Annotated in this window: 17 protein-coding genes; 11 read left to right on the plus strand and 6 right to left on the minus strand. The window is 41.0% G+C overall.

Annotated features, from left to right (window positions below; all coding sequences use genetic code 11):
- The first annotated feature begins 219 nt into the window (after window positions 1-219).
- A complete protein-coding gene (locus H6G96_RS24495; RefSeq protein ID WP_190914344.1) occupies window positions 220-2025 on the plus strand; it encodes an ABC transporter ATP-binding protein in 1806 nt (601 codons plus the stop codon).
- Window positions 2026-2064: 39 nt separating this feature from the next.
- Here H6G96_RS24495 and H6G96_RS24500 read toward each other — a convergent pair whose 3' ends face one another.
- Window positions 2065-4281 (minus strand): hypothetical protein, encoded by a 2217-nt coding sequence (locus H6G96_RS24500; protein ID WP_190914345.1) that lies wholly within the window; start codon window positions 4279-4281, stop codon window positions 2065-2067.
- Between the two features lie 526 nt (window positions 4282-4807).
- On the opposite strand from H6G96_RS24500, the gene H6G96_RS24505 reads away from it, so the two are divergent.
- Together H6G96_RS24505 and H6G96_RS24510 are read left to right on the plus strand one after the other, a co-directional pair.
- Window positions 4808-5977 (plus strand): glycosyltransferase, encoded by a 1170-nt coding sequence (locus H6G96_RS24505; RefSeq protein ID WP_190914347.1) that lies wholly within the window; start codon window positions 4808-4810, stop codon window positions 5975-5977.
- A 212-nt stretch (window positions 5978-6189) separates the two neighbouring features.
- Window positions 6190-7374 carry a glycosyltransferase family 4 protein gene (locus H6G96_RS24510; RefSeq protein ID WP_190914349.1) on the plus strand — a complete coding sequence of 395 codons (1185 nt, stop codon included), beginning with the start codon at window positions 6190-6192 and terminating at the stop codon, window positions 7372-7374.
- An 85-nt stretch (window positions 7375-7459) separates the two neighbouring features.
- Here H6G96_RS24510 and H6G96_RS24515 read toward each other — a convergent pair whose 3' ends face one another.
- Both H6G96_RS24515 and H6G96_RS24520 read right to left on the minus strand, forming a co-directional pair.
- Window positions 7460-7831: a hypothetical protein gene (locus H6G96_RS24515; RefSeq protein ID WP_190914351.1), complete on the minus strand. Its 372-nt coding sequence runs from the start codon at window positions 7829-7831 to the stop codon at window positions 7460-7462.
- Window positions 7832-8201: 370 nt separating this feature from the next.
- The gene (locus tag H6G96_RS24520) at window positions 8202-8471 is read right to left on the minus strand and encodes a hypothetical protein (protein WP_069069307.1); all 270 of its coding nucleotides are present in this window, start codon (window positions 8469-8471) and stop codon (window positions 8202-8204) included.
- A 444-nt stretch (window positions 8472-8915) separates the two neighbouring features.
- Here H6G96_RS24520 and H6G96_RS24525 point away from each other — a divergent pair, with 444 nt between their 5' ends.
- Window positions 8916-10214, plus strand: coding sequence for a sodium:proton antiporter (locus H6G96_RS24525; protein ID WP_190914353.1), 1299 nt, complete (start codon window positions 8916-8918; stop codon window positions 10212-10214).
- 190 nt (window positions 10215-10404) lie between these two features.
- Here the strand turns inward: H6G96_RS24525 and H6G96_RS24530 are convergent, their stop codons facing one another.
- Both H6G96_RS24530 and H6G96_RS24535 read right to left on the minus strand, forming a co-directional pair.
- Entirely contained in the window at window positions 10405-10794 is a 390-nt protein-coding gene (locus tag H6G96_RS24530; RefSeq protein ID WP_190914355.1) for a hypothetical protein, read from the minus strand.
- A 232-nt stretch (window positions 10795-11026) separates the two neighbouring features.
- Complete coding sequence (locus H6G96_RS24535) at window positions 11027-12133, minus strand: saccharopine dehydrogenase NADP-binding domain-containing protein (RefSeq protein WP_190914357.1); 1107 nt, start codon at window positions 12131-12133, stop codon at window positions 11027-11029.
- Window positions 12134-12330: 197 nt separating this feature from the next.
- Between H6G96_RS24535 and H6G96_RS24540 the strand changes: the two genes are divergently transcribed.
- The gene (locus tag H6G96_RS24540) at window positions 12331-13068 is read left to right on the plus strand and encodes a class I SAM-dependent methyltransferase (protein WP_190914359.1); all 738 of its coding nucleotides are present in this window, start codon (window positions 12331-12333) and stop codon (window positions 13066-13068) included.
- 18 nt (window positions 13069-13086) lie between these two features.
- Here the strand turns inward: H6G96_RS24540 and crtD are convergent, their stop codons facing one another.
- On the minus strand, window positions 13087-14595 hold the full coding sequence (gene crtD, locus H6G96_RS24545; protein WP_190914361.1) for a C-3',4' desaturase CrtD: 1509 nt from the start codon (window positions 14593-14595) through the stop codon (window positions 13087-13089).
- A 324-nt stretch (window positions 14596-14919) separates the two neighbouring features.
- Between crtD and H6G96_RS24550 the strand changes: the two genes are divergently transcribed.
- The 6 genes from H6G96_RS24550 to H6G96_RS24580 all read left to right on the plus strand — a co-directional run bounded on the left by H6G96_RS24550 (window position 14920) and on the right by H6G96_RS24580 (window position 19320).
- Window positions 14920-15546, plus strand: coding sequence for a chloramphenicol phosphotransferase (locus tag H6G96_RS24550; protein WP_190914363.1), 627 nt, complete (start codon window positions 14920-14922; stop codon window positions 15544-15546).
- A complete protein-coding gene (locus H6G96_RS24555) occupies window positions 15527-15814 on the plus strand; it encodes a hypothetical protein (protein WP_190914365.1) in 288 nt (95 codons plus the stop codon). Before H6G96_RS24550 ends, H6G96_RS24555 begins: the two co-directional genes overlap by 20 nt.
- Before the next feature lie 310 nt (window positions 15815-16124).
- A complete protein-coding gene (locus H6G96_RS24565) occupies window positions 16125-16367 on the plus strand; it encodes a type II toxin-antitoxin system HicB family antitoxin (protein ID WP_242063383.1) in 243 nt (80 codons plus the stop codon).
- A complete protein-coding gene (locus H6G96_RS24570) occupies window positions 16364-16588 on the plus strand; it encodes a type II toxin-antitoxin system HicA family toxin (RefSeq protein WP_190914369.1) in 225 nt (74 codons plus the stop codon). The genes H6G96_RS24565 and H6G96_RS24570 overlap by 4 nt, the downstream gene beginning before the upstream one ends.
- A gap of 167 nt (window positions 16589-16755) precedes the next feature.
- The gene (gene aspS / locus H6G96_RS24575; RefSeq protein WP_190914371.1) at window positions 16756-18543 is read left to right on the plus strand and encodes an aspartate--tRNA ligase; all 1788 of its coding nucleotides are present in this window, start codon (window positions 16756-16758) and stop codon (window positions 18541-18543) included.
- 333 nt (window positions 18544-18876) lie between these two features.
- A complete protein-coding gene (locus H6G96_RS24580; protein ID WP_190914373.1) occupies window positions 18877-19320 on the plus strand; it encodes a GNAT family N-acetyltransferase in 444 nt (147 codons plus the stop codon).
- The last annotated feature ends 138 nt before the right edge of the window (window positions 19321-19458 follow it).

Consider the following 19458-nt stretch of genomic DNA (forward strand, 5'->3'; position numbering starts at 1 on the left):
GGGGGATGAGGGTTTTTTCTGTTCATACGGAAAGAACTACAGTTTTCAAGGTGGGCGCAGTTTATAAATTTTTCATTATTCCTTGTGTATACTTGCCAAATTTAACTTAAAATTGCCGTTTTAGGCTAAAAAATTACCGTTATTGGATAGACTCATGCACGAAAAGATAGTAAACTCTGCTAGGTAAAAAACATAAGTTATCCACTTTTAATTATTACAATGAAGTCAAAATTTAACCTAGTAGCAGATAAACGCTCTCCCCTCCAACGCTTACTCAACTACGGGAACAAATATCGCCCACAAATTTATCAAGCCACAGCCTATTCTATTATCAATACAATTTTAGATTTAGCACCACCTTGGCTAATTGGCGTTGCTGTAGATATATTAGTTCAACAGCAAGATTCGTTTATAGCTAAAATTGGCATTAAAGAAGTAGTATGGCAATTTGCTCTACTTTCATTAATCACTGTGATTGTTTGGATATTTGAATCACTTTCTGAGTATGCCTATAATAGACTTTGGCGAAACTTAGCCCAAAATATTCAACATAATTTACGCTTAGATGCCTACGATCATTTACAAGAATTAGAATCAGCTTATTTTGAAGATAGTAGTACAGGCGGTTTGATGTCTATTCTCGGTGATGATATCAACCAACTCGAAGACTTTTTAAATGGGGGAGCTAATGAAATTATCCAAGTCACCACTTCATTTATAATTTTAATCGGTGGTGCATTCTTCATTTTACCTCTCAACATTACCTTAGCAGCAATGCTACCAATGCCGTTTATTCTCTGGGGTTCATTAGTATATCAAAAACGCCTCGAACCTCGTTATGCTGATGTTAGAGAAAAAGTGAGTTTTTTGAATTCTCGTTTAGCTAATAATATTACTGGTATTAGCACAATTAAAAGTTTCACTGCCGAAAATTACGAAAGTGATAGACTAGCGATCGAAAGTGAAGCTTATAAAAAAAGTAACGCCAAAGCAATTAAACTTTCTGCTGCTTTTGTACCTGTAATTAGAATGTTGGTTTTAGTTGGATTTACCTCTTTATTATTTCTGGGAGGTATGGCAGCATATTCTCGTAAAATATCTATTGGGAATTACAGTGTTTTACTAGTTTTAGTCCAAAGATTATTGTGGCCATTGGTATTTTTAGGAGAAACTTTTGATCGATATCAACGGGCGATGGCTTCTACAAAGCGAGTTATGGATTTGTTAGATACTCCCATAGAAATTACTACGGGAGATATGTCTTTAGTTGTTGAACAAGTGGAGGGAGAAGTTGAGTTTAAAAATATTAATTTTGCTTATCGAAATAGTAAAACAATAATTAAAGATTTATCTTTATATATTCCTGCTGGAAAAACTATTGCGGTTGTTGGTTCTACTGGTTCAGGTAAAAGCACCTTAGTAAAACTATTGTTACGATTTTATGATGTTTCTAATGGCTCAATTACCATTGATGGAATTGATATTCAAAAGTTAAATTTATCTGACTTGCGTCGCAGTATTGGTTTAGTTAGTCAAGATGTATTTTTATTTCATGGTACGGTGGCAGAAAATATCGCCTACGGTACTTTTGAAGCTACAAATGAAGCAATTATTAATGCAGCAAAAATAGCTGAGGCACACGATTTTATTACACAACTATCCCAAGGCTATGAAACAATAGTTGGGGAGCGAGGACAAAAGTTATCTGGAGGACAACGCCAACGGATAGCTATTGCTAGAGCAGTTTTGAAAAACCCGCCGATTTTGATTTTGGATGAAGCGACATCTGCTGTGGATAATGAAACTGAAGCTGCCATCCAACGTTCTTTAGATAAGATTACCCAAAATCGGACAACAATTGCGATCGCTCATCGTCTTTCGACAATTCGCCACAGTCATTGTATTTATGTGATGGATCATGGTCAAATTGTGGAGCAGGGTAAGCACGAGGATTTACTACTACTTGATGGTATCTATGCCAGTTTGTGGCGCGTACAGTCTGGGTACTTGGGACTGACGCAGTAAGCTGATGATAAACCTTTAAGCAGACACGATATTAAATGCTCACCCCGCCAGCCGATACACAATGACTTTTCCTTTCCAATTTTCTTCCACAAATACCAGATACTCACCATTTGAACGCCGAAAAGCGCGGATACCGTAGGGTATATCAATCCAGCCACTTTCACTGCCAACTTCTGGGCCTGGTTTTAACTGTTGTACTTGCGCTCCTGTCTTGGCATTGTAGACATATACCTCTGCGGTTTTGACTGTCACAGCAAATACATAATCTCCCGCCATACTCATGGCCGCCGTAGACACTTCGCGTTTGCCAGTGGTGTCGTAAGGAATTACAATGCGCCAACGGGGAGTCCGATTTCCTTTACTCCAATTGTCAAAACGGGCAATCTCAGATCCAGCAACTCCAGCATCGTCACCGAATGCGGGGTGATCTACTGTGAAACCTGACAAATACATAGTATCTGTTTTGGGGAAATATTCGATCCGCCGCAAGTCGTTAAAGATGTTGGGAGTAGTTTGCTTCTCCATCGAACTATAGCTGTAGATGGGGTTGCCTTTAGCATCTATTCCCTGTAGAGGATAGTGTCGAATGCCATCTTCTGTTCGCAAGGCTTTCCAAACATCTCCTTTGCTATCTACCCACCATCCGCCGATATATGGATAATCTTTGCTGCTATCATATTCGTTTTTTTCAAATTTGCCATTACCGTTGCGATCGCGCCAGATCCATTCTCCTTGTTTTGGTTGATGGGGTGGCCAATTTCCCTTGAGAAATGGTTTATCGGCGCTATTAGTACCGACAAACATTCCGGCTGGTATGGCAACTTTGCCATCTTTGTCTGGATTAAAACGATATATTTGCAGAAAGCTGTTATACATATCTGTGAGGAACAAAAACGGCTTTCCTTGGATGCGGCGGACAAAGGTTCCATCTGGCGATGTATGCAGTCGGGGATCTTGAGGATATTTGAAAGCATTTAATGTGTAAGCTTTGTAAGTCCATTGCTTACCAGCAGGCTTACTGTAATCCATCAGATAGTGTTCTTGTTTGGTGAATACATCTACACCATCAGTTTTAGGATCAGCATCTGCATTATCGACGAATATTAATCCTAGCGATCGCCACATTAGTTTTCCCGATGGCGAAAATTTCCGTAAATCTGTTCCCGATTTGTTGAAACCATTACTATTTATATAGATATTGCCGGAAGCATCTGTACCAACTCCGGTAAGTCCGTAAAGTTTCAAATCTCGAACTTCACCCGGAACTCCTGCATAGATACCACCCTTACAGCCAAAACTACCCGTCTGCACTGGCTTATCTTTGATATCATAAATCAACATTTGCTGACGCGGCCCATTTTCTGCCACTAACAGCTTACCTTGATGATCAATTGCGATCACAGATGGTTCAACGATATCTGCAATCTCTTGGGGTAATTGCTTTCCACTCTGGGAATAATGGAGAATCTTGGCAGGTTTACTACCATTTTTGCTTTGAATAATCCACAATTTTTTTTGTGGATCAATAGTTATTGCTCCCGGATTAGCAAAGGTAAAGCTGCGGAGTTCCTTCATCGTATCAGTATCATAGACACGAATCCGGTTAGCAGCAAAATCACTCGCATACAATTCGTTCCCCACAGTTGCTAATCCAGTTACTTCACTTTTAGTACTGGTAATTAACATACTTTTATCCCAGCCGCGCCCTTCAGGAAAAGGTGCTGGTTTTCCCGACAAGTCATAGCGTCTAACGCAATGCCAAGTTGTTCCTTCTGGTGGGTAATCTTCTTTTGTATTGCCCCTCGATCCCTGAGTCATGGCAATATAAATATATTTACTATTTGCTGTTACAGCTTTGCCACCGCCACGACTCCAGCCGTGAGTATCCCCAAGGGCACCAATAACCTTACCATCCTTATATATTCCTGCCTCCATTCCCGCCTCATCCCAATGGCTATTGGTGTAGACTGTGCCATCAGGGACAACATACATTGCTTCGATATTGTTCTGTACCCGCAGATTTCCACTGCCAATCGTATTACCTATCCACGATGTTGTATAGGTAAGTGTGGATGTTCCAGTTGTCGCCCAGTCTGTTGTAATTCCAATGGTAGTAAAAATAACTCCAACAGTCAGACTGAGTAAAAAGTTAAAAGTTTTGCTTTTTTGTAAATATCTAATACTTAATATTTTTTTGATATACCGATTTAGTTTGTGACGGAGTTTTAGTAACTGCGTCAGAAATTTATTTTTCATATACTTTTTAGGCTTTTAATTATTTATCTACAGCCATTTTCTATAAAATCCGCAATAAAAATAACTATTTTTAAGTAGTTAAGATACTCGCTAACCCTGAATACGATAAGTAGGAACTTATTTTACATAAGCTTTACAAAGCTCACCTTATTCTTTAAATTATTAGCTAATATCTTTAAAAAACTATTCAGGTATTAATATTTACTTTTGATTCAAACAAAGTTGTAATAATGAATACATAATTTTGCTGTATTCATTGCTTAATGGCGGATTTTATCTTTCCCAGCACAGCATTCACCTTCCTTGATTGGTAGGTATAATATATATCTATTTCGGTATTATCTAGTTAATAAAAACACAACAATTATTTATTGACGTTGACATATAAATAGTTTATAAATTGGTGTTCTATAAAAAACTCTTATTGGTAATGTGTATTCGGAAATTCTAGTGATTCAGGTTTGGATACAGATATAGACGCGCACGACTGTGCGCCTGTTTTAATATATTTATAGGAAATACATCAGTGCAAAAAAAATCAGAAAACTTCTCTTCATCATCTGCATCTATTCTCACGCTGGGATTAGGCTGGTTTCCTAAAAATCCCGGAGGACTAGAAAGGTATATTTATGAACTAACTCATAAATTAGCAGCAAATCAAGATCAAGTTGAATTATGTGGAGTTGGTTTACCAGAGGCTGAAATAAATTCGCCGATTAAACTGACTAATTTGGCTTCTGTTGATAGTGCTATTTGGCTAAGATTATGGTCGATTCGCAATAATTTTCAGAAAACAAGAACAAGCAAACCAGATGCTATTAATCTGCACTTTGCACTATATAGCTTTCCTATTTTAGATATTTTACCAAAGGGAGTACCAGTTACTTTTAACTTTCATGGCCCTTGGGCTTCTGAGAGTCAGCAAGAAGTGGTTAATAAAAATCTCAGTCTTTTGATCAAGCACTGGCTAATAGAAAAAAATACTTATAATCGCTGCGATCGCTTCATTGTTTTGAGCAAAGCATTTGGTAAAATTCTACATGATAAGTATCAAGTACCGTGGAGCAAAATTAATATTATTCCTGGTGGAGTTGATATTAACTGGTTTCAGCCAAATTTATCACCCCAAGAGGCTTGTGCAAAGCTAGGCTGGCCTAGTAATCGCCGGATAATATTTACATCCCGCCGCTTAGTACATCGAACCGGAGTTGACAAATTATTGCAAGCCCTGGCTATAATTAAGCCCAGAATACCAGATGTTTGGCTAGCGATCGCAGGTCGTGGTCATATCCAAGCTGCACTACAACAACAAGCTATAGAATTAGGGCTAGCCGACAACGTTAAATTTTTAGGTTTTCTACCTGATGAGCAATTGCCCATAGCTTATCAAGCTGCTGAATTGACTATTATGCCTAGCCAATCTTTTGAAGGATTCGGATTAGTAATAATCGAGTCTTTAGCCTGCGGCACTCCTGTTTTATGTACCCCAGTTGGGGGAATGCCAGAAATTTTATCGGAGTTTTCACCCGATTTAATTACTACTTCACCAGAAGCCTCAGCTATTGCTGAAAAATTAGAGCAAGCACTATTAGGAAATATCCCCATCCCTTCACGAAAAGCCTGTCGCCAGTACGCTATCACACACTATGACTGGAATCAAATCGCCCAACAAGTACGGAAAATTTTATTAGCTTAAAGAAGTGATTGTAATAGCTGACTTTTTAAGTTATGTGGAAAAGTACATCAAAAACCTAACCCCCTTCCCAACGCGGTAAGGGGGAAAATTCAAAGTCTCTCTCCTTTTAGGAGAGAGATTTAGAGAGAGGTTTTTCAGATACCGTGAAAAGTCAGATTGTAATAGATATTAGGGCCAGTACACGGGTCAAAATTAGATAAAGTAGAGGCTTTATGAAAATTCTTTTCTTAGACCAAAGTGGTAAACCAGGCGGTGCAGAATTATGTTTAATAGATATTGCTAAACCTTATGGTGAGAGTGCTTTGGTCGGTTTATTTGCAGATGGCCCATTTAAAGATTTACTACAACAAAATCATATCCCCGTGGAAGTTCTCGCAACTCAAGCAATCCAAGTTCGTAAAGAAAGCAGTTTGCTACAAGGATTAAAGAGTCTGGGACAGCTTGTACCTTTGATTACTAAGGTAGTTAAAAAAGCACGTGAATACGATTTAATCTATGCCAATACGCAAAAAGCATTAGTTGTCGGAGCATTAGCAAGTTTTTTTAGCCGCCGCCCTTTGGTTTATCATTTACATGATATTCTTTCCATAGAGCATTTTAGCCAAACTAATCTTCGTATTGCTGTTAATTTAGCTAATCGTTTTGCATCATTAGTAATTGCCAATTCCCAAGCAAGTAAAACAGCCTTTGTAAAGGCACGAGGACGCGCAGATATTATCGAAGTTGTCTATAACGGCTTTGATTCAAAAAAATATCAAACTGATGAATCTGATATTAATAAATTACAGCAACAGTTAGGATTGCAAAGAAAATTTGTAGTTGGACACTTTAGCCGCCTTGCACCTTGGAAAGGGCAGCATATTTTAATTGATGCCCTTGCCAAATGTCCGCCAGAGGTGACGGCAGTTTTAGTGGGTGATGCACTATTTGGCGAGCAAGATTATGTCCAACAGTTACACCAACAAGTTGCTGAACTGGGATTAGAAAACCGCGTCAAATTTTTAGGATTTCGTTCTGATATTCCCCAGTTAATGGCAGCTTGTGACTTAGTGGCACACACCTCTACTTCCCCAGAACCCTTTGGTAGAGTGATTGTTGAGGCGATGCTATGTGGAAAAACTGTAGTTGCAGCAAAAGCTGGAGGTGCAATGGAATTAGTAGAACATGGACTTAATGGTTTTCTAGTGACACCAGGAGAACCCCAAGAACTTGCACAAGTAATTATCACCTGTCTTCAGGAGACGGAAATAACTGCAACTATAGCCAATAATGCCCGAACTACTGCTAGTGGGCGTTTTGATGTTGCAATTATTAATCAGCAAATTGCCCAACTGCTATCTCAAAGATTATATACAGACCTAACCCCCAGCCCCTTCCCTACTAGCGTTGGGGAGTAAGATTCAAAGCTTCTCTCCTTTTAGGAGAGAGGTCAAAGTGTATTGCAGAATAACCCCAGATTTAAATCTAGGTTTATAGGCGTGATTACAAACCAACTAATTCACGAGATTCTAAATCAGAAAGTTGTTGAGCGATCGCTAATCTTGCTTCTAACTTAGCTACACTAAACTGGTTACGCAGATATTCCAAATGACCGATCGCATTTGCTTTATCGATAGTTAATCGAATTTGGGTGTCTATTGCCTTTTGATATTCCTGATTTACAAGCAGCACTTCAAAGCGACGAGCCTTGCGTTGAGCATCGTTTTTCAAATCTATCTCAAAAGCAGCGACACGATCAGCATTGCCTTCAAATCGGTTAATTTGGTGCTGCACTGCCATCAACTGAGAATCTATTTCATTAGCCCGTTGGGCAGCTTGTGCGATCGCAGCTGGATAATGACTCAGTTGCATCATTTAATAATTTTCCTCTAAGGTCAAAAATGTCGTGTTTAAGTATAAAACTAACCCTTGAATCCATTTTCCAAAAGGCTGTCACAGAGCAGTTTTATACTTAACTAAGCTTGGTGAACGCTATATATCTATTATAGTATAAATGTACTTAAATGTGGTGGAAAAGGCGATGTTTGAAGTGCAGAGATAGCGATCATTATCCACTTGTTATTTACAGTCGCTTTCATGAATTTTAACGCTATTAATTTTCCGTTCTAAAATTAATTCCACCCATAAAGTTATGATTTTGTTAGCCGTCAGACCAAAGTCTGCGGCTATACGAAGTAAGCCTGTATAGGCAGGCTTGATTTTCTGCTAAATTCTGCACTATAGCTCAAGCCGCTTCTCGCAGTTGTGGTTGTGACGGCACACTCACTTCAGGAAATGAAAGCGAGAGTTGTTCGGCTTGAGGGACTGCGGCTTGCTGCAAAACTTGAACTTCGATATTCACACTTACTAAATAACTGCCTGTATCAGCACCAACCGCTTCAGCAATTAATTTAGCAATGTCTGGGCGTTTGGCAGTCAGTGGGTCACGTAAAATACACCGATCCCATTCATGCTTGGCAGTCGGATTGAGGTTGAGAATGTAATGCTTCATCATCGAACTAACCCTTGAATCCATCTTCCAGAAGGTTTTCACAGAGCCGTTATACATTTCGCTAGGCTTTGTGAACGCTATATCTACTATAGTATATTTGTACTAAAAAGGCAATGTCTGAGTGAGAAAGTAGGAAATATAGACTAATTTCTCTCCCCCTGCTCCCCTGCCTCCCCTCAACAGCTAACTTTATTAACCGAACTGTATTGGTGCTACATCCCATTGTTTTATGGGCTGTGTTTTAATCCAAACGCGAAAAATCAAAACGCGATACCTAAGTTGGGCAAAGCCAACGCCACATTTATCTATTTTCTTTTTCTCAAATTTGGTAGCGTGTGTAAATCCCCAATCTGCAATTCAAGAAAATCTGCCCATAGGTAAGTTCTAACATCATGGTATTGCAACTAAGCTTACAAAGTAACGCCTAATTTATATATAAATTGCTATATGGTAGATATCTATATTATTGACCTATTTGTGATTGGTCTACTTCTACTGATAGTCACATTAGGGTCAGGTTGGATTGCTCGCTTACCTCTTTCTTTTGCTATTATCTACCTACTAGTTGGTATTTTGCTAGGTCCTTACGCCTTTGGGCTGATTCAATTACGTCGAGATGAAGTTTTTAATGCCGAACTGCTAGAAAAAATAACAGAACTTGTAGTAATTATTTCTGTGTTTAGCTGCGGTTTAAAAATAGTTCGTCCTTTAAGATTGGGGGATTGGGGTATTACAGCCCGATTGGTTATATTTTTGATGCCAATTTCCATCTTTGCTCTGGCTGTTGTGGGTAAATTCTTTTTAGGAATGAATTGGGGAGAAGCGATTTTATTAGGAGCAATTCTTGCACCTACCGATCCAGTATTAGCATCAGAAGTACAACTTACCGATACAAATGACCAAGATGAGTTGAGATTTGGTTTAACTTCTGAAGGTGGCTTAAATGATGCTTTAGCTTTTCCCTTCGTTTATTTTGGCATTCATGCATTAAAAGATGACAACTGGGGCAACTGGTTTAAAGAGTGGATTGCGGTTGATTTAATTTGGGCGATCGCAGCTGGCATTGTTATGGGAATTGTTGTCGCCAAATCTATAGTTTGGATTGAAAAAAGAATTCAAAAACGCCGTCGTGCCGATAAGCTAATGGAAGATTTTATTGCTATCAGCACAATTCTACTAACTTATTCCTTAACAGAAATGGTGAATGGCTATGGATTTTTGGCAGTATTTGTTGCTGGCTTAGTTGTCCAACGCAGTTACAGAAATCCTGAAAAACCGCTAGCACAGTTGGAATTTGTTGAGCAAGTTGAAAAGCTCCTAGAAGTTGGGACAATTTTAGTATTGGGTTCAATATTATTATTGCAGCCAATCCTTAAGTATGGTATGCAATCTTTATTAGTTATAATTTTATTATTATTCATAATCCGACCTGTAGGAGTTTGGATTAGCACAATAGGTAAACGCCCTGTAGAGGCACACCGCCGAACCATGCACCCAGGAACTAGGTGGTTGTTTGGATGGTTTGGTATTCGCGGCGTAGGCTCTTTATATTATCTTGCCTATGCGTTTGGTAATGGCTTAAAAGGTGAAGCAGCCGAACAAATTGCTTGGATAACTTACACTACTATTGTGGCTTCTGTGATTATACATGGCATTAGTGCAACTCCATTAATGAAGTGGTATGAGCGCAATATTGTTAATCGGAGAAATGCTACTCCTCCTGCCACAATAGATGAATTTGAGTAAAAGCAATTTTTGTTTGTAGGGTGTGGCATATCAAAGCTTAACGTACTTTAAGTTTTTAGTGGTGCCGTACTCTCAGCGATAACACACCCTACAATTTAATCTTCTAAACCTAACTTAAAACCGGACAGAGGCTTTGAATATTACTCCCATTCCCTACAAGAGAGGGGGTTAAGAGTTAGGTCTATATTTCCTATTTACCTGTCACCTTTTCAATAACTTCTTTCGCTTTCTCACCAAAAGTTTCTGGGGGATTTTGTGCTTGTTCAGCCTTCAAATTCCTTTCGTAAGTCTTCTCTAGAGTAGTAAGATTTTTTGAATCTTTTATTGCTTGCTCATAAGCTTCTTGTCGTTCTTCTTCTTGAATACCAATACCTGGGTCAAATTCGTTAGCACGATTAATTTTTTCTTCAGAATTTGGTTTATACTCTGGGGGTATTAGCTTTAATTCTTCAAGAGTAGTTGCATAACTAGCTTGCTGAACGAAAATGAAAGAACCTGACAAGCTAATGAAAATAATTAAACCAATAACCAAACAGCTTGAACGTAATACTTGTTTTAAAGTTAATAGAATTTTTTGCACGAAAAACTCCTCCTGTTGTTCTGTTATAAGCCTTGGTTATGTATAAATATATTCAATACTTCAGGCTCACAGGCATCCTAAATGTTTAGGTACAGTTTTTACTTCTACCGCAAGGTATATTAATTTTCACATCTAGTAGGGGCGTACATTTGTACGCCCCTACCTATGTATCTTAATATTTCGTAAAATCGGATAGAATTCTTACCAGTGTGCCTAACCTAAGCGTATTAACCTATAACCAACTGTGATTAACTTTAATTCCTCGGCTTTGCATTACTTCTTCAAATAAATCTGTTGGAAGTGCTTCTTCCACAGTAAAAACACCTGGTTTTTTAAGTTTACCTTCTAGCAATAATTGAGCAATACTACCTGTGCCGCAACCAGAAGCCACTGCTGTATTTTCATGCACTACAGTTGAACAATAAACGGCGGTTTCACCATCTTTTTGCCCTGTAACTTCTGAACGAACTGCTACACCAATCCCAGTAAAGTTATTAGTGACATCTGTCATTGAATGGCTGACATGAGACAGAAATTCAATCATGTAACGACGCTGCATTAACCACTTGGGAAAAATATGTGCCGCAATCCAGGTTAGGTGATTGTAAAAATCGGGAACAGAGCCAAACTTAGTAATTACAGTTTTTACTGATGGGAAAGCTTTGGGCAGTGTAAAGGTTTCTGGCATATCAAACCAGTAAACTCCGGTGCGTCCATAGGGAGGTGGAAAATCAACTAATTCTCTTTCACTATAAGGCTTGATTATCTTCCATTTTCCATCTATCCAAGTCTCAAAAGGATACTGCAACCCAAGAAAAGTTGTCCGCATCACTGTAATGCCAGCACCGCCAGAACCCGAAACTAAATAACTTAAATGGATCTTTTCTGGTTTATCAAATTGTTCAACACCTTGACGCACCATGCTGTTAGAAATACCAGGAAAAATGCCAGTATTAATAATTGCTGTCACACCAGCAGCAGCAGCTTGTTCATTATAATTGAGAGCTTTGCTGGTATAAGAACGATGATCGCTGACATCTACATAATTAACGCCTTGAGCAATACAGGTTTCAAGAACATTAGTATCTCGATAGTGAAATGGGCCAGCACAATGGATGACTAAGTTAGAGTTTGCGATCGCATCTTGCAACTTGTCAACTTCTGCCAAATCCAACACCAAAAACTCAACTTGTCCTCCTGAAGACAAGCTAACAGCCTTCCCAAACTCCGCAGAACGTCCAGTAATCGTAATTTGAGCTTGCGTATGGGTAGCGAGATCATGAGCAACACTGCTACCAATCCGCCCTCGTCCACCTAGAATTAAAACGCTGTCTGTCATTACTCCAGATTCGCAACACTAACCTTATTTCATCAGTTTTGTGTCCTGTTTGCCATCGGTTATAAGTATGACTTGCCTTTACAATCAAGGCAGAGTTTTTAATTAAAGTTAAATTGCTCCCCGTACTAACCTGTATTCATTGTTGATCTGCTAATATGCCAATGATGTCATCAGCCTACTGCAAAGGAACAGCAAGTATGGAGCAGACAGGCCCAAATTTCTATGATGATGAGGCGGTTTTTGCAACCTATATGCGCCATCGTCAACGTATAGATACACCGAATGATACCCTTGAAAAGCCAGTGATGATGGATCTGATTCGACCCATTACTGGTAAACATATCCTCGATTTAGGATGTGGCGATGCGGCAATTGGGCGAGAACTCTTTGATCGCGGCGCTGCGAGCTACACTGGTATCGAAGGCTCACACAAGATGGCTGCCGTCGCAACCAAAACACTTGCTGATACGAATGGTCAGATCATTGAGCAGACGATTGAGAATTGGATATATCCACAGGCAGCATTTGATTTAGTTATTGCGCGACTCTCTCTGCATTATGTCGCTGATTTAGCACCAATTTGCACCCAGATATTCCACACACTCACACCTGGGGGACTGTTTGTTTTTTCGGTCGAGCATCCTGTAATTACTTCTTCTGACGCTGGATGGACTTCTGGGACGCTCCGCCAAGATTGGATTATCGATAACTATTTTACGACTGGACTGCGAGTTACGGATTGGCTCGGTGGCACGGTGCAAAAGTATCACCGCACGGTGGAAGACTATTTTCATCTCCTCAATGCAGCTGGATTTATCATTGAGGATTTGCGTGAAGCGTGTCCGCAACGCGAACACTTTCAAGACGTGCAAATCTATGAGCGACGAAAGCGTATTCCTCTGTTTTTGATATTCGCAGCACGTAAGCCTGGATAGCACAAGCGCATCTAATTTTTAGGCTTCAATTTGCCTAACTACCGTCAGCGCCGAATAACTCACCCCAGCCGTACCTTCGCCGGGATGGGTGGAGTCACCAACTAACCACAAATTTTGGATGGGTGTACGATTGGCGAATCCAAAGGGGCCAAAGGTAGGAATTCTTTGACCAATACCGCCAACTATACCGCGATCGCGAGCTGTGAAATGGGCAAAAGTGCGCGGTGTTGCCGCTTCTTGATAAATAATCGTTTCTGGTTTGAGATAAAAGTATTGAGCAAGACGAGCGATCGCTTCTTGGGTAAACTTTTCTTTTAGTTTTTCATAATCTTCAGTCTCCCACCACTGTGCAGGATCGACAAATGAAGAAGCAATAATTGTCGCTTTCCCCTCTGGTGCGCGGCCATCTCCAGGATGACTGACGGAAACAAATAAGGAATTATTCTCGCCAATGGGGCCATTGACATCGTACAGAAATTGCAGGTGCGGAGGGCATTCAGGCGGAATCGCGCTGGCATCTACACCCAAATAAACTACAAATGCGCCCGATGCTTGGGGCAGTTTTTCCACCCGATTTTTATATCCAGATGGTGCTTGTTCTCCCAATAACTGCACCAAGTTTTGCACGGTGACATTGCTAACTATGTGGTCAGCAGCTTCTGTCCAGACTTCGCCAGTTTTCTGATTTCTAATGACTACAGCAGTAGCTTTGCCGTTTTCTACTTTGATTTGTTCTACAGTGTGGCGCATCAACAACTTGCCGCCATCTCTTTCTAAGGATTGTACCAAGCGATCGCTTAATACTTGCATACTTCCCTGGAGGTGAAACAATCCTTGGGGCAGTTGGGATACACTCAACGCTGTGGCTGCATAAAGTAATGCTGTCTGTTCTGCATCCACCTGGGAGTAGAGCTTCAATTGCAAATCTAAAAAAGTTCTCAGTCTTTGGTCATTTCCCAATCCACATAACCGTAAAGCATCTCCTACCGTAAACAAAGTGAAGGGGACGGTAATTAATGTACTGGGACGCACCGCTTGCGCTAGTTGCCACAAATCCCATAAATTACGTGGTGGTAGCACCGGGTCGCGTCCTTGAAATTCCCAACTGGCATCAAACAAAGTTGCCATCAATTGCCAGAATGGTTCGCTACCAGGAAACTGTTTTTGTCGTTCCTCTTGCCATTTCTCTTGGTCGCGCCAGACATTAATCGGTGTGCTTTCCCCAGGTAAATAGACCGCACAAGCCGGATCACAAGGCGTTGCTTGTGGCAAATCTATTTCTAATTCTGAGAAAATGCGGTGGTGAATTCCCCCTGGTTCCAACCCCGCCACCTGAGTTGCGCCCACATCAAAGGTAAATCCCTGGCGTTTAAATGTTGAAGCACAGCCTCCGGGGACGAGAGCCTGATCCAAAATTAAGACGCTGTAACCTCTATGAGCTAATAATGCTCCAGCAGTCAGTCCACCTATTCCCGCACCGATAACAACAACATGAGAGTTACTTTTGTCAAGAGAAATGCTGGACATCGATTAGTTTCTTTAAATTTCTTAATATTCTTACTCATAATTTTACCTTAATCTCTAAGTTGAATGGGATCCGATTTCTCAGTTGAGACAATACAGACCTAACCCCCAACCCCTTCCCTATAAGGGAAGGGGAGTAAGATTCAAAGCCTCTCTCTTAAAAGGAGAGAGGTCAAAGTCTATTGCATACAAACGAGAAGCGCTATATTATCCACGCGGTATAAGAGCATAACTGAGGCATCAGCTGAGATAGAAGCATTTTCAATTGCCGATTCAACGTTTTAGCTTTAACGTGGAACTGCTAACTATATATATTGAGGAGCAATCATGGGGCAGACACAGGAGCTAGGACAGATTATCATCCTGAATGGTGCCCCACGATCAGGGAAGTCGAGCATTGTCGCAGTTATCCAGGAGACATTTGATGGTCTTTGGATGAACTTGGGTGTCGATAGGTTTATGCAAATGACTCCCCCACGATACCTGCCTGGGATCGGTCTGCGGCCAGGGGGAGAACGCCAGGACATCGAACCTCTTGTTCCTATTCTGTACAGCGCCATGTATGAGTCCATCGCCGCCCACAGCCGCTTGGGTCTGAATGTCGTGGTTGATGTTGGACACCATGATGCCTACGCAATCCCACGGGGCATTTTAGCCGATAGTGCGCGGCGTTTGAACGGATTGCCGGTCTTGTTTGTAGGCGTTTGTTGCCCCATTGAAACCATTATGGAACGGCGACAAAACACAGGGGGGAAAGTGGGAAGTACAGCCGACTCGTTGATGCCACATCCGGTTCAGTTATGGCAACGTGAAGTTCACATCCCTGGCATCTATGATCTTGAAGTCGATACCTCGTTGTTAAGCCCAGGTGCGTGTGCAGAGGTGATACGTCAGCACCTCGCAAATATTCCAGCATCGTCGGCATTCCAACGACTTGCTGCACACCATATTTAAGCTGTACTTATCAATAATTGCAACTGTAGCGGCTCCCGAACTTATGGAAGCGGCTCCCGAACTTATGGGAGCAGCTACCGAACTTATGGAAGCAGCTCCCGAACTTATGGGAGCGGTTCCCGAACTTATGGGAGCGGTTCCCGAACTTATGGGAGCGGCTCCCGAACTTATGGGAGCGGTTCCCGAACTTATGGGAGCGGCTCCCGAACTTATGGGAGCGGTTCCCGAACTTATGGGAGCGGTTCCCGGACTTATGGGAGCGGTCTAACTCATGACCGGAGTGGTCTCAATACAGTTCGGTTAAGATCCCCCCGCCTACGGCGACCCCCTTTTTAAGGGGGTAAATAGAAGGAAGAGCAGCCAAATGGCTACAAGATTGGGCACAGCGTTTACAGTGATCATTATCGTGTTTTTCACATTCACTGGCACAGCGATCGCAAGCTTCTGCACAATTTTGCACATTTGAGCATGGAGAATCGTTTTCAAGTAAAAAAGGATTTAGAAGAAAATCCTTCTTTTAAATTTGTGGGTTGCATCAGCGATAATTGCCCGCAGCTACTCAATTACTCTAAAATTAGATGACCTCACCAAACAACAACCTCCAGATGACCAGAGAATTTAACGTCATTATAGAACGCGACTCTGAGGGTTATTTTGTTGCCTCCGTGCCTAATCTTGCTGGATGTCACACCCAAGCCAAATCTCTAGACGAACTTATAGAGCGGATTAAAGAAGCTATTGAACTTTGTTTAGAGGTTGAACAAGAAAACGCTGAAGCATTAGAGTTTATTGGTGTGCAGAGGGTTTCTGTTCAAGTATGAGCAAGCTACCGAGTTTGACTGGACGGGAAGTAATTACAGCTTTAAAAAAAGCAGGTTTTGAGATAGCAAGAATCCGAGGTAGTCACCATTTTTTGATACACAGTGATGGTCGTCGAACTGTTGTTCCAGTGCATTCTGGTGAAACAATTGGTTCTGGTTTGTTAGCACAGATACTCCGTGACTGTCAGATCAGCCGTGATGAATTCCGGGAACTATTGTAAAAATAGGTAAAACTTACCCTTCTGATCTCATGGATTCTCCTATATATGTAGTGTGATATTCCATTTTTTCTTCAACTAGAACTACTACAATTACTATTGATGCTAGATAATGGGAAAGCTTTGACATTTTCTTGCTAATCTAGCCCAGGAAACAATAATTAACACTTATGCGAACTCATTATTGCGGCGAACTCCGAAAAGAACATATTGGAGAAACTGTTACCTTTTACGGATGGGTAGACCGTCGCCGCGATCACGGTGGTGTGATATTTTTAGATTTACGCGATCGCTCTGGAATTGTCCAAATCGTCAGCGATCCGCAACGCACCCCAGATTCTTATGAGCAGGCGAACGCCCTGCGAAATGAATATGTTGTCGAAATCACTGGTAGGGTAACGCAACGTCCCGAAGAATCGCTGAATACCCGCATCCCAACAGGCGAGGTAGAAATCTATGCCGATAAAATTGAACTCCTGAATGCTGTCCGCAAACAGTTACCTTTCCAAGTTTCTGTAGCTGACACCGAGACAGTGCGGGAAGACTTGCGGCTAAAATATCGCTATTTGGATTTGCGACGCGAACGCATGGCGCAAAATTTGCAAATGCGTCATCAAATTGTCAAAGCCATGCGTCGTTATCTGGAAGATTTGGAAGGTTTTATCGAAGTCGAAACCCCAATCCTTACCCGTTCTACCCCAGAAGGGGCACGGGATTATGTTCTACCCAGCCGCGTCAATCCTGGTGAGTGGTATGCTTTGCCGCAATCACCCCAGCTATTTAAACAATTGCTGATGGTATCCGGCTTAGATAGATATTATCAGATTGCCCGTTGCTTTCGTGACGAAGATTTACGCGCCGACAGACAACCAGAATTCACTCAGTTGGACATGGAAATGAGCTTCATGTCCCAAGAAGAAATTATCGAACTAAACGAGAACTTAGTTTGTCATATCTTCAAAACCGTTAAAGGCATTGAGTTACAGCGTCCTTTCCCCCGTTTGACTTACGCTGAGGGGATGGAACGCTACGGTAGTGATAAACCAGATACCCGCTATGGTTTGGAATTAGTTGATGTCTCAGATATTGTCAAAGACTCCGGTTTCAAAGTCTTTCGAGACACTGTAACTAATGGTGGTATCGTCAAAATCCTGCCCATTCCCAACGGTAACGATGTAATTTCTAATGTCCGCATTAAACCAGGCGGCGATTTATTTAAAGAAGCCAGCGAAGCCGGTGCTAAAGGTTTAGCTTATATCCGCGTCAGAGATGATGGCGAAATTGACACCATTGGCGCGATTAAAGACAACCTAAGCGTTGAACAAAAACAAGAAATTTTACACCGTACAGGTGCAAAAGCTGGACATTTGCTATTGTTTGGCGCAGGGGAAGCTGGTACAGTTAATAAGACTTTAGATAGATTACGGCAAGCGATCGCTAAAGAATTTAACTTAATTGATCCAGAAAAAATTAACTTGCTCTGGATTACAGATTTCCCGATGTTCGAGTGGAATGCTGACGAAAAACGTTTAGAAGCACTGCACCACCCGTTTACAGCACCACATCCTGATGATTTGAGCGACTTAAAAACTGCACGCGCCCAAGCTTACGACTTGGTACTCAACGGCGTAGAAGTTGGCGGCGGAAGTCTGCGGATTTATCAGCGAGAAGTTCAACAGCAGGTGTTTGAAGCGATTGGTTTATCTCCTGAAGAAGCACAAAGTAAATTTGGCTTTCTCTTAGAAGCATTTGAATATGGTACACCACCGCATGGTGGCATCGCCTACGGTTTAGATCGTTTGGTAATGTTGCTAGCTGGCGAAGAATCTATTCGAGATGTCATTGCTTTCCCGAAGACACAACAAGCACGTTGTTTATTAACAGATGCACCTTCGAGTGTAGATGCTAAACAGTTGAAAGAATTGCACGTTGCTTCGACTTATAAACCAAAATCTTAATGAACTAAGAAATTGTCTAAGTAGGGTGGGCAATGCTTACTAGCGCTTTCAAAGTGGGTAAAATTTTCGGATAATAATTCCTCTTCTCTCTGTGTTCTCTGCGCCTCTGTGGTTCAATAAATCACTTTTAAACCGCAGAGTTACAAAGAGCGCAGAGAGGAAACCAGAGATTTTAGGAGTGAACTTGCAAGGGCTAGATTGCCCACTAACTACTTGCAATTATGCATTGATTCTCTTTAAAATACTAGGTTGACTTGTACAACAATCTCAAAAATAAAAACTAAGTTTAATTATGAAAGCTTGCTGTTCTTGTTGAATTGATAAGGATACTCAATGGAAGTTTTATTAGCTAATATTAATCATCTTGAAAGTGTTTCAGTACTATTTGATCGATATCGCATTTTTTACAATCAGCCATCAAACCTTGAAGCTGCCAAGGAGTTTCTCAAAGAACGTTTCAACAATAATGACTCGGTAGTGTTTGCAGCTAATGACAATGGAGAATTAGTTGGATTTACTCAGCTTTATCCCAGTTTTTCTTCAGTGTCGATGAAACGAGTATGGATATTGAACGATTTGTATGTAGAAGAGTCACATCGCCGCAGGGGAATTGCAAAATTATTGATGAGTGTTGCGGAAGAATACGCAAAAGAAAGTAGAGCAATTCGAGTAATTTTATCTACTCAAATTTCTAACATAACCGCACAAAAACTCTATGAAGCGCGAGATTACGTTAAGAATGAAGAGTTTTACCATTATGCTTTGCGGTTGCAATAGTGGCATGACAACAAACAAACTCAAAGCCTTAGAGCTTTTTGCTGGTATCGGTGGGTTTCGCCTTTGCAGCAACCGCTATAAATTGGCTATCTAACAGTTTTTAATGCACTACAGTGGCGATCGCAATACGGTAGGATT

It is taken from the genome of Nostoc sp. FACHB-892 (genome assembly GCF_014698795.1).
GTDB lineage: Bacteria > Cyanobacteriota > Cyanobacteriia > Cyanobacteriales > Nostocaceae > Nostoc.

Coding starts and splice junctions, on each gene's coding strand:
- H6G96_RS24495 (WP_190914344.1), top strand. CDS start 220: ATGAAGTCAAAATTTAACCTAGTAGCAGATAAACGCTCTCCCCTCCAA.
- H6G96_RS24500 (WP_190914345.1), bottom strand. CDS start 4,281: ATGAAAAATAAATTTCTGACGCAGTTACTAAAACTCCGTCACAAACTA.
- H6G96_RS24510 (WP_190914349.1), top strand. CDS start 6,190: ATGAAAATTCTTTTCTTAGACCAAAGTGGTAAACCAGGCGGTGCAGAA.
- H6G96_RS24515 (WP_190914351.1), bottom strand. CDS start 7,831: ATGATGCAACTGAGTCATTATCCAGCTGCGATCGCACAAGCTGCCCAA.
- H6G96_RS24520 (WP_069069307.1), bottom strand. CDS start 8,471: ATGATGAAGCATTACATTCTCAACCTCAATCCGACTGCCAAGCATGAA.
- H6G96_RS24525 (WP_190914353.1), top strand. CDS start 8,916: ATGGTAGATATCTATATTATTGACCTATTTGTGATTGGTCTACTTCTA.
- H6G96_RS24535 (WP_190914357.1), bottom strand. CDS start 12,133: ATGACAGACAGCGTTTTAATTCTAGGTGGACGAGGGCGGATTGGTAGC.
- H6G96_RS24540 (WP_190914359.1), top strand. CDS start 12,331: ATGGAGCAGACAGGCCCAAATTTCTATGATGATGAGGCGGTTTTTGCA.
- crtD (WP_190914361.1), bottom strand. CDS start 14,595: ATGTCCAGCATTTCTCTTGACAAAAGTAACTCTCATGTTGTTGTTATC.
- H6G96_RS24550 (WP_190914363.1), top strand. CDS start 14,920: ATGGGGCAGACACAGGAGCTAGGACAGATTATCATCCTGAATGGTGCC.
- H6G96_RS24565 (WP_242063383.1), top strand. CDS start 16,125: ATGACCTCACCAAACAACAACCTCCAGATGACCAGAGAATTTAACGTC.
- H6G96_RS24570 (WP_190914369.1), top strand. CDS start 16,364: ATGAGCAAGCTACCGAGTTTGACTGGACGGGAAGTAATTACAGCTTTA.
- aspS (WP_190914371.1), top strand. CDS start 16,756: ATGCGAACTCATTATTGCGGCGAACTCCGAAAAGAACATATTGGAGAA.
- H6G96_RS24580 (WP_190914373.1), top strand. CDS start 18,877: ATGGAAGTTTTATTAGCTAATATTAATCATCTTGAAAGTGTTTCAGTA.